The organism is Rubripirellula lacrimiformis, assembly GCF_007741535.1.
GTDB classification, from domain to species: Bacteria; Planctomycetota; Planctomycetia; order Pirellulales; family Pirellulaceae; genus Rubripirellula; species Rubripirellula lacrimiformis.
Genome location: NZ_CP036525.1, coordinates 7462834 through 7476842 on the forward strand (window position 1 = coordinate 7462834; position 14009 = coordinate 7476842).

Genomic DNA, 14009 nt, shown 5'->3' on the forward strand with positions numbered 1-14009 from the left:
CGCAACTATAGCCTTGCTGGTCTGAGAAGAACCCGACAAATCAATCGAATCCCTTAGGCAGGGCGTCGAAACCGAGTCGCACAGCCCCCCCCAGCCAGGATGCCCGGGCGCCGCCGTGCTAGCCGGCGGCGATGACTTCGGTGGCTTGCCCCACGAAGTACTTGGCCGCGGCGGCGGAGGCCTTGTCAGTCGTCACACCACGCAACCGATCCAACTGATCATCCAAGCTTTGATACTTGCCCGTCGTCAACCAACGACTGCCTAGACCGAACAATCGATTCCCCGGTCGTTCGCTCTGCATGATCAGCCCAGCGACGGACTTGTTGATCGCCTGCGATAGTTCGTCTTGTTCGATTCCCTTTTCGGCAACCCGACCGATCACTCCGTCGAACAACCTGCGATTGGTTTCCAAGTCGTCCGGTGCGCACACCAGGTACGAGAACCAGGAACCGGTATCCAGAAACTCTTGCGGCCAAACGGTCGCCACTTCCGCGCGTCCTGTGTCGATCAATTCCCAGAACAACCGACTGCCCCCTTCATCGCCAACGACCGAGGCTAACAGGCGTGTCGCAAATCGATCCTCGTCCGTCATGCTGGGGCCGGGCGACATCCGAATCAGGTAAGCCTGGTTGGCATCCGGAGTTGCAATTCGATTGTCCAAGGCCACACCGGCCGGCAACGCATTGGGATCATCAGCCGATGGAGATTCCGGAATCGGCCGCGCCGCCCAGTGCTCGGTCGCCGTTTCGACCTGAGCGACCAAGGCGTCAAAATCGACGTTTCCGGTGGCCGCCAAGACGATGTTCTCGGGTCGATACCGGCGATAGAAATAGTCGCGCATGGCCGATGCGGTGACGGCGCGAATCGAATCCTGAGTCCCCAGGACTCGCCGCCCCAAACCGCGTGGCCCGAAATAGATTTCCATCGCGCGTTCGAACGCACCGAACGGTGGCTGGTCTTCGTACTTGGCAATTTCTTCCAAGATCACTTGCCGCTCGGTATCAAAATCATCCTCCGCCAGCGAAGGACTTAGCATGTCGGTCAACAGGTCGACCAACCGATCCTGGAACTTTGGCAACACGGTCGCGTAGTACACCGTTTGCTCTTCGCTGGTGTAGGCATTGCTGTTGCCACCCAATTCGTCCAGTTCCCGGTTGACGTCGGCCGCCGATCGCCGCGCGGTACCCTTGAACATCATGTGTTCTAGGAAGTGGCTTAGGCCCGATTCAAAATCGACCTCGTCACGCGCCCCGGCACGCACGAAATATCCCATCGCCGCGGAATAGCCGCGCGGGTCGGTCTCGGCAACGATCCGAAGCCCATTGGAAAGAGTCGCTTGCTTGAATTCTGGCATGGTCTTGGATCAATCGGGTGTGGCCGCGCGGGCAAGCCGGGCGGGGGAGTGAACCGTCAAGCGGTTTCAAAATGGAAGACGACTGACGATCGGCTCAAACGGCGATACGCCAACAACGAAACGCGCCGGGAAACAAACCCCACAAACGGGACTCCCTTCCACCGGACGCATCAAACCGATAGCGGATCAGGGCCCAACGTGACGATGCGGTAATCGCCGGGCGGATGATCGCACCAGTACCCTCGCACATCGTCCAGGGTCAACGATTCGATCACATCCTCGATCTCCTCGGTCGTCATCACCTTTTCGATTTGATACCAGTCCGACGCCAAGGACGCAGCACGCGAAGCACTCGATTCCTGTTCCATGATCAGCCCGCTTTGGATACGAACTTTCCAACGTTCCAATTCGCCCGATTCCAAATCGTCGACCAAGTGTTCGATTTCTCGCAATGTCACGTCCAGCGTTTCCTGAGCCCGTTCGGGCGTGGTGCCCGCGTAACCAAAGACGCCGCCGCAATGTTTCAGCGAATGGCAACTGCAGCTGACCGTGTAACACAGCCCGCGTTGTTCGCGAACGCGGTCAAACAACCGACTGCTCATCCCATCGCTGAGGATCCCGATGCCGGCTCGCATCTTGAAATAGTCAACATGCCCGTACGGGATGTTGTCAAAGGCAAACCCAATGTGGGTCTGGCTAGACGGCGATGTCATGTGTTCGTAGGTCGCCCGTCCGGTCGGTGACGGCAGCGGCTGGGTCGTCCCGGTTTTCCAGTCCGCAAACGCTTCCTTGGACCACTTCATCACTTCGTCGATGTTGACATTCCCGGCGACCGCCAAGATCGCGCCACCGGCATGGTAGTGATCCGTGTAATACTGCCGAACATCGTCTTGGGTGATGGCTTCCAAACCGGCCAAGGTGCCAAAGATCGATCGCCCCAGATGGTCGCCGTAGTGAAGTTCGCGCAGCCGCCGCATCACGCGGTGCGTCGGCTCGTCTTCCATCGCCCGCAATTCTTGGATCGACATCATCCGCGCGTCATCCAACTGGTCCGCCGGCAGGTGCGGACGACGAACGATGTCGGCGTAAAGTTCGATTGCCGGCTGCAGCGAAGCGGCGGGCATCGCAGAGGTGAACGAAACCATCGCCGTCGAAACGCCCGAGTTTCGGTCCATCCCCAGGTTGTCTTGGATCGCCACCAGATCGCGACTGCTTTGCGATCCAGCACCACGTTGGACGATCTCGCAAACCAGGCCGCTCAATCCACCCATCCGATCCGATTCGGCCTGCACTCCGCCGCGGATCGACAACGAGAATGCGGCGGTCCGCTGCCACGGCATGGACTGCACCAAGACCGTCATGCCGTTGGGAAGTGTCTCGTGATGAATCGGAGTCGTTTCGGGCATCGTGGTATTCAGAGCAATGTTCCTTTGCGTAACAAATCGGTGTGATCAGGATGCATGGCGACCGGCGGTGGCAGTGTCGCCATCGCTGCGCCCCCCCGGTGCGTGTTCGCTGCACCTTGCAATGCGAGGCTCGCCGTCGTGGATCGGACGACGGCTCACACAGCGATAGGATGTCGAATCATCCGAAAGTCTGGGCGACTTCCGCTACCCTGCGGCGGTTACACCAACGACCCTAGCGAGACGACTTCGACCGTCTTCACTCGGCCGATCAACGTATGGCTGCTGGCATCATCGATCTGGATCGACATGAATTGACCGGCTTGGCGACGATTGCCATCGAAGACAACGATCCGGTCACAGGAGGTTCGTCCGATCATTTGAATCAGTTGATCTCCTTCGTCATTCTTGATGCCCTTTTTGCTGGGGCCTTCGACCAGGATCTCGACTTCTTTGCCAACGAACTTCAGATTGTCTTCTTTGGCGACTTCGTCTTGCACGGCCAACAGTTCGTTGTTGCGGCGAGCCTTGATATCGCGTGGCACATCGTCTTCCAATCGCTCGGACGCTTTGGTCCCGGGGCGGACGCTGTACTGGAAGATGAAACTGTTCTTGAACCGACAACGCCGCACCAACGCGACCGATTTTTGAAAGTCTTCTTCCGTTTCGCCACAGAAGCCAACGATAAAATCGCTGCTGATCGCAGCATTGGGAAGAATCCGTTCGATGCGTTCCATCATCGCCATGTAATCGGCGACCGTGTAGCCACGCTTCATCCGTTTCAGCACATCGTCGGAACCGCTTTGCGCGGGCACGTGCAGGTAGGGCGAAACCTTGGGCAGGTCACGAATCGTTTCCAACAACCGCTCGGTCATGTCCTTGGGATAGTTGGTCACAAACTTGATTCGTTTGATCCGATCAATTTCATGCAACCGCTGCAGCAGCGACGCCATGTCGGTGACGGTTCCGTCTTCGTGCTTGAACTTGTAACTATTGACGGTTTGCCCCAGCAACGTGATCTCGAGGGCGCCCTGTTCGGCCAACACCTCGGCCTCGGCAAGGATCTGATCGGGCGACCGCCCTTGTTCAGGGCCGCGTGTATTGGGAACCACACAGTAGGTACAGAACTTGTCGCAACCGATTTGGATTCGCAGGTACGCCTGAAACGGCGTGGGACGCATCGTCGGGTCGCGCAGCGGGTCAAAGGTTTCGTGGCTGCGAGCGATCTCGAGCTGCGAGCCGGCTTTGCGCGACAGCGACACCGCCATCTGGCGACCTTCGCCGCCACGGACCTTGTCCAACAATGCCGGAATCGTGTGCAGTTGGCCGGGACCGACAACCAGGTCGACATAGGGAGCCCGTTTGAAGACCAGTTCCTGATCCTTCTGAGCCATGCAGCCCATCACACCGATGACCTTGTCTGGATCCTTTTCCTTGGCTTGCCGGATCGTGCCAAGCGCGCTGTAGGTCTTTTCCTCGGCCTGTTCGCGGATGCTGCATGTGTTGTACAGCACACAGTCAGCCTCTTCGGGCGAATCGACCACCGTGTAGCCATTGCGTTTCAAGTCAGCGATCACCATCTCGCTGTCCAAGACATTCATTTGGCAGCCGACGGTCTTGATGTAGACACGGTTGGACATCAGTCAATTCTATTTGCGAAGATTCAATTGGGATCAGAACGTTCCGGATCGCTAGTCGGCTTTTTAGCAGCGGGCTGATTCTCGTCGACGTATTCCCGCAGCGAATCGGTCAACCGATTCCGACGACGGTTCAGCGAACCGAACAAGATTGCCGCTGCCATAGCGGAACCGACCAACCACAAAATGGTGTTGGGCGCGAACAGCGATTCGACAAAATCCGCAGGCATCCGCCCAGGATACCCGCCCCAGGGCGGTTTCGGGTAGACACCGCTGCGAAGACGAGGGCGGACCGCCCCCGAACCAGCTCTGCAGCCGTTCCCCGCCACCCAGAACAGGCCACCCAAAACAGGCCGCCCAAACCCCGCCACCCAAGCAGCTCTCACGGGCTGCTTTCGGCCCCCGCGGTATTCCGCAACAGGGATATGGGCACGAACCGCAGCGTCAATGGCGAGCGATCATTCCTCGCTATCATCATCGTCATCATCGTCGATCAACTGTGGCATCGCGGGGTCTTCCGGAGCCCGTTTTCTTAGTTTTCGCTGCAAACTACGGCGATGGATGCCCAATCGGCGAGCGGCCTCGCTGATATTGCCGCCACAATCCGACAACACGCGGTGGATGTGTTCCCATTCGTTGCGAGCCAGCGACGGCGCCGGAAACGCCAGCGCCCCCTCGGGGACGGTCGGGTCATCGCCGCGAACGAAGGCCCCCAAAATATCGTCCGCATCAGCCGGCTTGCTCAAAAAATTGACCGCTCCGGCCCGAACGGCATCAATCGAGGCGGGGATGCTGCCAAAACCCGACAAAATGATGACTCGCGTGTCGGGTTTCATCTGCAACAGCTTTCGCAGCAGTTCCAGCCCGCTTTTGCCTGGCATCCGCAGATCCAAGACCGCTAGATCGGTCGGCCGCATCCGGAACACTTCGACGGCTTCGTCAAAGTTGCCAGCGGTCTCGACACGGAATCCACGCTGCTGCATCGCCATCGACAGACGTTCGCGAAGCACGTAGGTGTCGTCGACCAACAGGATGCTGTCCGCCCCCACCGTCGCCGTGTCGTAGACGGTGGCGTTGTCGGCTATCGGGTCCATCATTTCAACGGTCGGGTGGTTGGAAAGGTGCAAAGGATCTGACAGGCCATCTTAACCAACCAGCCTGGTTTTGGGTGATCAGGCACTCGCGAAAAGCGTCGATTTCCAAAGGTCGCCCATCGAAACAGGCTGATCTAAAATGTCGCGGCGGCATCGTCGACTGCGCCGTTTTTGAAATCGCGACGCGGATTGTCCAGCGGGATCGTGACGACGACCTTGGTCCCCACCCCAGGCTGCGATTGAAAATCCAGCTGCCCCCCCAACTGCGAAATCACGTTCCGGGTCAGAAACAACCCCAGCCCGATCCCGCGTCCAGGATCCTTGGTCGTGAAAAAGGGATCCGAGGCACGGCCCAAAACGTCGGCCGTCATCCCTTCGCCCGAATCGACCACGGATAACCGCAAACTCTGGCCCACCAAAATCGGCTCCAAACGCACTCGCCCGGCATCACCGCTGGCGTCCAACCCGTTGTGAATCAGATTGCGGACCGCTTGGGCGACCGCTTCCTGTGGCACCCACAACGGTGTCGCTTCGAGGGCATCGCTGCCGTCGGTCACGTCCACGCGGTGCGGGTCGCGGATACCTTCCAAGACCGTATCGATCAAATCGCCGACGGTCGTGCGGTCCCAATGCGGCGCGGTCGAATCGCCCGCCGCCGAACGCATCCGCTGCAGAATCTGTCGACACATTTCCAACTGGGCATCGATCAGCCGCAGGTCGGTATCGACCGACTCGGGTTTTTCACATGCATCCAAGTGCCGCGACAGTTCGCGGACGATCACATCGATCGTCGACAGCGGCGTCGCCAATTCGTGCGCTGCCCCGGCCGCCAACGTCGTCAAACCTTCCAACCGATGGCTGGCGGCCTGCGCGGCTTGCGCCCGAAGCAGTTGTTGTTCACGCTGCTTCAATTGCCCGGCTGTGCGAGTCACGAAATAGGTCACCACCGTGGCACAAGCTGAAAACGCCAACATCTGTCCGACCGCATGCAGGTTCAGCATCCCGGTCGACGTGCTGGCGAACCCAATGATGGGCTGCGATGCCAACAACAAAAACGTGTATCCCAAAACCGCGGTCGCGGTCAATCCCCACGCCGCTTTGGGACGGATCATCACGCCGCCAACGGCCAGATTGACGAAGTAGAAAAAGCTAAACGGGTTGCCCGCGCCGCCGCTGAAATGCAGCATCGCTGTCAACATCGCCAAGTCCAACAACATCAATCCGTATGCGACCGCGTGACGACGGCCCTGTTCGTCATCCAATTGGCCGATCGCAGGTGAATCGCCCGCAATCGAGCTGCCCGCGATCGCGCTGCCGGCAACCGAGTCGGCCGTAAAAGAATCGGCCGGTGGCGAATCGGGACGCGGTGAATCGATACGGACAAAAACGTCATCCGGACTCTGCCGACGCAGCCAAAGCTGATAGACCAGGTTCGTGACCGCGGTCAACGCAACCAATCCGATCAACCAACCGTAGGGCAACTGGATATCGGTCAGCAACCAAGTCGCCAAGATCGTGATCAGTTGTCCGGCGATCGCAAAGGACCGCAGGTGCAACAGCCACTTGGACGAACCCAGCGGTGCCGGTGCGATCAAGGGTATCGCGAGTGTGTCGCGTGAGGCCCGCATGGCAATGACTTAGTTGACGCTGTCGCGGCGGGTCAGTTCGTCGCGCAGCCGCGCCGCCAATTCGTACTGTTCATCGGCGACCGCATCGGCCAATTTTTCATCCAGCGTTTTGCCGACTTCGTATTCGCTGCGCAGAGATTCTCGCAGTTCGACCAATCGCACCACCAATTCATCGGTGTCGAAGTGTTCTTCGGCATCGTGTTGGATGAAGAAACCGCGCATCGTTTCCAAGCCACGATTGATCGCCTGGACCGCTTCTTCGGCCGTGTCTTCTTCCAGTTCGCCCAGCGCGTCGGCCTGGGTACGATGGAACAATACGAACGGACGGTACTGTTCGTGCGTTTGCGACCACTCTTCTTCGGGACTCATCTGAGACGACAAATCCATCAACCGCAGCGTGTGATCGGCGTCCATCACGGCACGGTGATAAAACTGCATCCGCAGCCAACAGATCCGGCGATGATAGAACTGCATGAATTCACGATCGACGTCGTTGCATTCATCATCGGTCAAAACGTAATCAGGATCGTCCAACTGTTTTTGCAACAGCCATTCCAGCACGGTTTCGTGCCCGCGGATCAATTCGCCATCGGGACGCCCGGTCGTTTCCAGCTGCAACACGCCCATGTCGACACGCATCTGCAGCACATCGCGACCGTCGTTCCCCTTGATCAGCCGTACATTCAGCGTCGCCGGGTCGAATTTCCATTTCGACAGCAAATCGTCGAGGTGTTTTGGTCGTTTCATCAATCCGTGCCACGGGAGAGAAGTTCTGGGCGGGAAAAGAGCCTTCGCAGTGCGAAGACATTTGCGACGTCATCGACGCCACTACCGAGTATACCAGCGGATCCAAAGCGGTGAAGGATTCCCACGATGGTGCGTCAACCGCAGCCAACCGATGCGACGGAATCGATCTGGAAACCATCTGGACCTCCTAGTTTTAACTGTCGGCGCCCCACGACCCACCACGGCCACGTTTTTTTTGCGATGTGCGAGTTTTCTGGTCCATTCGACGCCGTTGACTTGCTCTTGTGGGGCGAGTCGCCTTCCGCGGTGTCGGGGCGTCCTGGCAATCGAGCAACAGGTCGATCAATTTTTGTCGCACATCGGCCAGGTTTCGGCCCTGATCCCGATACTTTTCGCTGTGCAGAACCAACTGGCCTTCGCGATTGATTCGATTGGCTTGCCGTGCCACGAACCGCCGCCGCCATCCCGGATCAAAATTGGCACACTCCGATGGCGACCAGTGCAGGGTGACTTTCGAGTTGACTTTGTTCACATTTTGGCCGCCGGGACCACTGCTGCGAGCGGTCGAAATTGCGATCTCTTTTGCCGAGATCGACAATCGCTGGTTCACATACAAATCAGCCATGACTGTGGTCTACTTTCGTTCTCCGGCCGGTCAATGCCATTTGACCGGCGGCTAATGTTATTCAATTTCTGACGTGTTCGTTTGACGGATCGCCCGACGATGACCCTGCCCCCACCATACCGCATCCTTTCGTTCATCGGACTTTGGTTCGGTTTCGCCACCGTATCGATCGCCCAGCCCCATCAGCCTACACAGGATTGGCCGCGGTTCCTGGGACCGAACTTCGATGGCAATGCCGTCGCGACCCCCAAGGATATCGATTGGACTTCCCCCCCAACATTCCAATGGTCGATCGAAGTCGGCCCAGGATACGGACTGGGGTCAGTCGCGGGCGGTCGCTATTACCATTTCGACGGGGCCGAAACGCCACGCCGCCAAGACCAGTTGGAACGGTTGACCGCCTTCGATTTGGAAACCGGTGCGAAGATCTGGTCGGTCACCGATCCGCTGCAGTACAGAGACCTGTTGGGGTACGAGGAAGGTTCGCGCAGCACGCCCACCGTCGCGGGTGACCAGATCTTTACCTTCGGAGTCGCCGGGCGATTGAATTGCCGAAATCGCGAGGACGGGAAACGAATCTGGTCTGTCGACACCAACGAACGATATGGCGTGGTGCAAAACTTCTTTGGTGTCGGATCGTCGCCATTGATTTTGGACGATGTCGTGATCGTGATGGTTGGCGGCAGCCCCGCGGCCGACCAAGACGTTGCCCCCATGCGACTCAACCGAGTCTCCCCCAACGGGTCCGCCCTCGTCGCCTTGGATCGCCGCGACGGCACCGAGGTGTGGCGATGCGGTGACGACTTGGCCAGTTACAGCAGCCCCCGCACGATCTCGCTGGGCGGCAAAACCTTCGTCCTGGCACTGGCCCGCAATGGACTGCTGCTGATCGATCCGGTGGCGGGCAAGGTCCAGTGGCGAATGGATTACCGAGCGGAGATCGTGGAAAGCGTCAACGCGATGGTCCCGATCGTTCACGACGACCAGATCTTCATCAGCGAGTGTTATCAGGTCGGCAGCGTCCTGATCCAAGCCACCAGCGATTCCTACCAAACGATTTGGTCCGACCCGGTCCCCAACCGACGCCTGCAATCGATGCGCAGCCACTGGGCGACGCCGGTTCTTGTCGATGGTTTCTTGTACGGGTGCAGCGGCCGCAACGGTCCCGACAGCGACCTGCGCTGCATCGACTGGGCTACCGGCGAAGTGAAATGGAAGGACGCCCGTCGCATTCGATCATCGATCACGCGGTCCGGCGATCACCTGATCGTGCTGGAGGAACGCGGCGACGCCCAAGTCATCGGCGCCACCCCCACCGGTCTGGAAGTGATCGCAGACTGGCCTCTGTCACAGCCCGACGGCGACCGCCCGGCGCTACGGTACCCCTGCTGGGCCGCCCCGATCGCGGTCGGTGATCGCGTCATCTTGCGAGGCGACGACCAAGTGATCTGCCTGCGACTGGCCCGCACGGCGCAGCCCCGCTAGCAGGAACCGCGTGCCACCGCAGGGGTTGACCGACGCCCAAAATCCCCGGTCTTGGGATTCGCCAAAATCCCCCTGCCTAGATGACAAGGGACTGCTGGCGAAGCCCACGACGGAACGATCGCTCGCTTTTCCAGCCCCTTTTGCCCATCGGTGCGGAAAACCCAGACCGTGATAGAATGGTGAAGCGGGAAAGCAACATTCCAGCTTCGCCGCCCCACCCGTGGCCGGAGCACCTGCCGCGGCCTCTCGAAACTTATAACTTGGAAGTTGATGTGCACGACTCGTCCACCGAATGTTCAACCAACGGAAGCGCCAGCCCGGCACCCGCTGGATCCGAAAGTGACATGTCGGCCGAGCACGGCTTTTTCGTCGATCCAAACGAAGCGCACAACGAACGGGTTGACCTGAAGGCAATCGAATCGGCGGTGCGAGTGATCTTGAAGGCTGTCGGCGAAGACCCCAACCGCGAAGGCCTGCTGGAAACGCCGGCTCGAGTGGCACGCATGTACGCCGAAATGTTCGCAGGACTCAAAAGCGATCCCGGCCGACACCTGGCCAAGGTGTTCACCGAGGACTACGACGAGATCGTGCTGGTCCGCGACATCAGTTTCTGCAGCATGTGCGAACATCACCTGCTGCCGTTTACCGGCAAAGCCCACATCGCTTACCTGCCCAGCGGCAAAGTGGTCGGCCTTAGCAAACTGGCGCGAGTCGTCGAAGAGGTGGCTCGCCGCCCCCAAGTCCAAGAACGTCTGACACAAACGGTCGCCAACTTGGTCGAAGAAAAACTGTCGGCGCGTGGCGTCGCCGTCGTCGTTGAATCCACTCACTCGTGCATGACCATGCGAGGCGTTCGTAAACCAGGCAGCCTGTGCCTGACCAGTGCGATGCGTGGTGCGTTCCGCGATGACCCGAAAAGTCGCGCCGAAGTGCTTGGATTGATCAACCGCGAAAGCTGATCCGGATCACGGACGATTCGGATGAATCTCTCACCGACTCGCAAGTTTCTTTCTCCCGCCAGCTTGACGAAAGCCATTCGGGCCAGTCGAAATAGATCGCATGGACATCGAGCGGCAACGCGTACAAGACGATTTGCGAGGCATCGTTGGTGGCGATGTGTACTGTGACCGTTTGACGTCACAGCTTTACGCATCCGACGCCAGCATCTATCAAGTCGTGCCGTTGGGCGTGGTGCGTCCACGTTCGGCTGCCGACGTGGTCGCCACCGCCCAGTACGCGGCCGAACATGAAATTTCACTGCACCCGCGCGGCAGCGGCAGCGGTGTGGCCGGCGAATCGTTGGGGGCCGGATTGGTCCTGGACTTTTCTCGCTACATGCGGCGGATCACCGTGTCGCCCGATGCCACGCGAGTCACCGTGCAAAGCGGCGCGATCCTGGCCGACGTCAACGGCGCCCTCCGCCCGCACGGTCGCTGGTACGGCCCCGACCCCGTCACCCGCAGCGTCACCACCATGGGCAGTGTGTTGTCGACCAACGCGTCGGGCAGCCACTACCTGCGCAGCGGTTCGGCACGCGACACTGTCGAATCGATTCGATTGGTCACGGTGGAAGGCGAACTGCTAGACCTTTCCGTCCACGGCACCGACGAAGACGGAACCATCGGGCGACTGGCCCGCGGCATGGCGGAAATCCGAAACCAATTCCGACCGCTGTTGGGCGCCGCCGAATCGGCCCCCAAATCACGCGGCGGTTATCGACTGGATGATGTGGTCGATGCCAACGGGCGAGTCGACTTAGCCAAGTTCATGGTCGGTACCCAAGGCACGCTTGGGATCCTTGTCGACGCCACCGTTCGCACCGAATCGATCCCCACGCACCGCGGCGTCGTGCTTTGTTTTTATCACCGCATGGACATGGCGGCTCGCAGCGCCGTGGCCGCGATGCGACACGGGTTGGTCGCGTGCGATTTGATGGACCGCCGACTGCTGCAGATCGCGCGAGACACCGACCCGCGTTTTTCGGAACTGCTGCCGCGTGAAGCCGAAGCGATGGTGTTGGTCGAAATCCAAGGCGAAACCCTGGGCGACCTTTACGACCGCTTGGCGATCATCCAACACGACATGTGCAATGGACACGACGCCGCGTTCGCCAGCGTGGACACGGTCCGCCAATCCGAACGCGATCTGTACTGGGCTCTATCACGGCGCGTTATCCCACGACTGTATCGGGTCAAAGGCACCGATGCTCCCGTGCCGTTCATCGAAGATGTTTCGGTCCCCTGCCAACGCCTGCCAGAGTTTCTGACGGCTGTTCAAGACACGCTGAAACAAAACCAAACCACGGCAACCTTCTTTGCTCACGTCGGCCATGGGAATCTGCACCTGCGGCCATTTTTGGACCTGACCAAAGCCGACGATCGCGAACGCCTGCATTCGCTGTCCAAACAGATCGCCGAAGTCGTGTGGGAACACGATGGACAAGTCAGCGTCGAACACGCCGCCGGTCTCAGCCGGTCCTATCTCTTGCCGGCCCAGTTCGGCGATCTGTGGCAAGCGATGGGACAGATCAAACGTCTGTTCGATCCGCTGCACCGATTGAACCCGGGAAAATTGTTCGGGGCGATCCTGCAGAAGCCGAACGAAAACCTGCGGCCGTCCGACCAAACGATCGAAATCACGGCCGACACGCGAGTCATCCTGGAAGCCGATCCGCCGGTCACCGCAACGGCGCGTCAGCAAGGCGTTTCGGTGCCCCAGTTGCAAGTGCTGCAGCAGTGGCCCGCCGGCCGCATGATCACCGGCGTGACGCGCGGCTGCAACGGATGCGGACGATGTCGAACCACGTCGTCTAGCGAACGCCAGTGCCCCGTTTTTCGCGCCACCCATCGCGAAGAAGCGTCGCCTCGCGCGAAAGCCAACCTGTTGCGAGGCGTCCTCAGCGGCCAGCTAAGCGTTGACGATCTGACCACCGATCGCGCCAAGGAAATTGCAGACCTGTGTTTCAATTGTCACCAATGCCGATTGGAATGCCCTGCGTCGGTCGACATTCCGAAGATCGTCGGTGAACTGAAGGCGCAGTACGTGGCCACCAACGGGCTGTCCCTATCGGACCTGTTGATGGGACGCATCGATACCGTCGCAGCGATGGCGTCGCGGATCCCATGGATATCGAACCTGTTGATCCGTGGCCGATTCCCACGCTGGGTTGCCGAGCGATTGTTTGGGCTGGCGTCCGCGCGGCAACTGCCACCGGTGGTCCGCGAAACATTTCTGCGACACGCCCATCGCCGGCGTTGGACCAAACCGTTGCCCCACGGTGGGCTAAAGGTTCTGTATTTCGTCGACCAATACGCCAACTATCACGACCCGGACATCGGTCGGGCACTGGGCGAAATTTTGCAACAAAACGGCATCGGGTTGTACGTGCCGCTGGCACAAGCCAATTCGGGCATGTCGCGCATCACCTCGGGCGACTTGAAGGGTGCTCGCAAGATCGCACGCCGCAACGTCCGGCTGTTGGCCGATGCCGTCCGCCAAGGCTACACGGTGATCGCGACTGAACCGTCGGCCGTGCTGTGCCTGAAACACGAATACCCCAACCTGCTTGACGACGAAGACGCGTTGTTGGTGGCGGAACATTCGCACGAAGCCTGTGCGTACCTGTGGGACCTGCACCAAGGCGATCGACTGTCGCTGGACTTCCAACCGATCGATGCCCAAATCGCCTATCACCAACCCTGCCACCTGCGAGTGCTGGACCCCAACCAGGTCGGTCCCCAATTGCTGGAACTGATCCCCAATCTGGAAGTCCAGCGGATCGAAGCCGGATGCACGGGCATGGCGGGGACCTGGGGTCTGCAACGAAAGAACTACCGCAACAGCCTGCGGATCGGGTGGCCATTGATCTCGGCGATGCGATCGGCGCGCGTGTCGATGGCGACCACCGAATGCAGTGCCTGCAAAATGCAGATCGAACACGGCAGCGGACAAAACACGCTGCACCCGTTGAAACTTTTGGCCTATGCGTATGGCCGGATGCCGAAGATCGAAAAGGAACTGGTTTAAAGAAGCCGCG

11 protein-coding genes are annotated in these 14009 nt (G+C 59.5%); 3 read left to right on the forward strand and 8 right to left on the reverse strand.

Annotated elements, in window-relative coordinates:
- Positions 1-118: 118 nt before the first annotated feature.
- The 8 genes from K227x_RS25960 to arfB all read right to left on the reverse strand — a co-directional run bounded on the left by K227x_RS25960 (position 119) and on the right by arfB (position 8473).
- Entirely contained in the window at positions 119-1354 is a 1236-nt protein-coding gene (locus K227x_RS25960) for a M16 family metallopeptidase (protein WP_145174851.1), read from the reverse strand.
- Between the two features lie 170 nt (positions 1355-1524).
- Positions 1525-2760: a M16 family metallopeptidase gene (locus tag K227x_RS25965; protein WP_145174854.1), complete on the reverse strand. Its 1236-nt coding sequence runs from the start codon at positions 2758-2760 to the stop codon at positions 1525-1527.
- A gap of 218 nt (positions 2761-2978) precedes the next feature.
- Positions 2979-4397 (reverse strand): tRNA (N6-isopentenyl adenosine(37)-C2)-methylthiotransferase MiaB, encoded by a 1419-nt coding sequence (gene miaB, locus K227x_RS25970; protein ID WP_145174857.1) that lies wholly within the window; start codon positions 4395-4397, stop codon positions 2979-2981.
- A 23-nt stretch (positions 4398-4420) separates the two neighbouring features.
- On the reverse strand, positions 4421-4624 hold the full coding sequence (locus K227x_RS25975) for a hypothetical protein (RefSeq protein ID WP_145174859.1): 204 nt from the start codon (positions 4622-4624) through the stop codon (positions 4421-4423).
- A gap of 228 nt (positions 4625-4852) precedes the next feature.
- The gene (locus K227x_RS25980) at positions 4853-5491 is read right to left on the reverse strand and encodes a response regulator transcription factor (RefSeq protein ID WP_145174862.1); all 639 of its coding nucleotides are present in this window, start codon (positions 5489-5491) and stop codon (positions 4853-4855) included.
- Positions 5492-5622: 131 nt separating this feature from the next.
- Positions 5623-7116: an ATP-binding protein gene (locus K227x_RS25985; protein WP_246146290.1), complete on the reverse strand. Its 1494-nt coding sequence runs from the start codon at positions 7114-7116 to the stop codon at positions 5623-5625.
- A gap of 9 nt (positions 7117-7125) precedes the next feature.
- Entirely contained in the window at positions 7126-7863 is a 738-nt protein-coding gene (locus K227x_RS25990; RefSeq protein WP_145174865.1) for a UvrB/UvrC motif-containing protein, read from the reverse strand.
- Positions 7864-8056: 193 nt separating this feature from the next.
- Entirely contained in the window at positions 8057-8473 is a 417-nt protein-coding gene (arfB, locus tag K227x_RS25995) for an alternative ribosome rescue aminoacyl-tRNA hydrolase ArfB (protein WP_449314271.1), read from the reverse strand.
- Positions 8474-8587: 114 nt separating this feature from the next.
- On the opposite strand from arfB, the gene K227x_RS26000 reads away from it, so the two are divergent.
- The 3 genes from K227x_RS26000 (at position 8588) to K227x_RS26010 (ending at position 13999) form a co-directional block, all read left to right on the forward strand.
- Positions 8588-9973: a PQQ-binding-like beta-propeller repeat protein gene (locus K227x_RS26000; protein ID WP_145174871.1), complete on the forward strand. Its 1386-nt coding sequence runs from the start codon at positions 8588-8590 to the stop codon at positions 9971-9973.
- A gap of 344 nt (positions 9974-10317) precedes the next feature.
- A complete protein-coding gene (folE, locus tag K227x_RS26005; protein ID WP_145174873.1) occupies positions 10318-10932 on the forward strand; it encodes a GTP cyclohydrolase I FolE in 615 nt (204 codons plus the stop codon).
- A gap of 100 nt (positions 10933-11032) precedes the next feature.
- On the forward strand, positions 11033-13999 hold the full coding sequence (locus tag K227x_RS26010; RefSeq protein ID WP_145174876.1) for an FAD-binding oxidoreductase: 2967 nt from the start codon (positions 11033-11035) through the stop codon (positions 13997-13999).
- Positions 14000-14009: the final 10 nt, after the last annotated feature.

What these genes read in the sequence shown, in the direction of transcription:
- K227x_RS26010 (WP_145174876.1), top strand. Translation starts at nt 11,033, where the DNA reads ATGGACATCGAGCGGCAACGCGTACAAGACGATTTGCGAGGCATCGTT.
- K227x_RS25965 (WP_145174854.1), bottom strand. Translation starts at nt 2,760, where the DNA reads ATGCCCGAAACGACTCCGATTCATCACGAGACACTTCCCAACGGCATG.
- folE (WP_145174873.1), top strand. Translation starts at nt 10,318, where the DNA reads ATGTCGGCCGAGCACGGCTTTTTCGTCGATCCAAACGAAGCGCACAAC.
- miaB (WP_145174857.1), bottom strand. Translation starts at nt 4,397, where the DNA reads ATGTCCAACCGTGTCTACATCAAGACCGTCGGCTGCCAAATGAATGTC.
- K227x_RS25975 (WP_145174859.1), bottom strand. Translation starts at nt 4,624, where the DNA reads ATGCCTGCGGATTTTGTCGAATCGCTGTTCGCGCCCAACACCATTTTG.
- K227x_RS25960 (WP_145174851.1), bottom strand. Translation starts at nt 1,354, where the DNA reads ATGCCAGAATTCAAGCAAGCGACTCTTTCCAATGGGCTTCGGATCGTT.
- K227x_RS25980 (WP_145174862.1), bottom strand. Translation starts at nt 5,491, where the DNA reads ATGATGGACCCGATAGCCGACAACGCCACCGTCTACGACACGGCGACG.
- K227x_RS25985 (WP_246146290.1), bottom strand. Translation starts at nt 7,116, where the DNA reads ATGCGGGCCTCACGCGACACACTCGCGATACCCTTGATCGCACCGGCA.
- K227x_RS26000 (WP_145174871.1), top strand. Translation starts at nt 8,588, where the DNA reads ATGACCCTGCCCCCACCATACCGCATCCTTTCGTTCATCGGACTTTGG.
- K227x_RS25990 (WP_145174865.1), bottom strand. Translation starts at nt 7,863, where the DNA reads ATGAAACGACCAAAACACCTCGACGATTTGCTGTCGAAATGGAAATTC.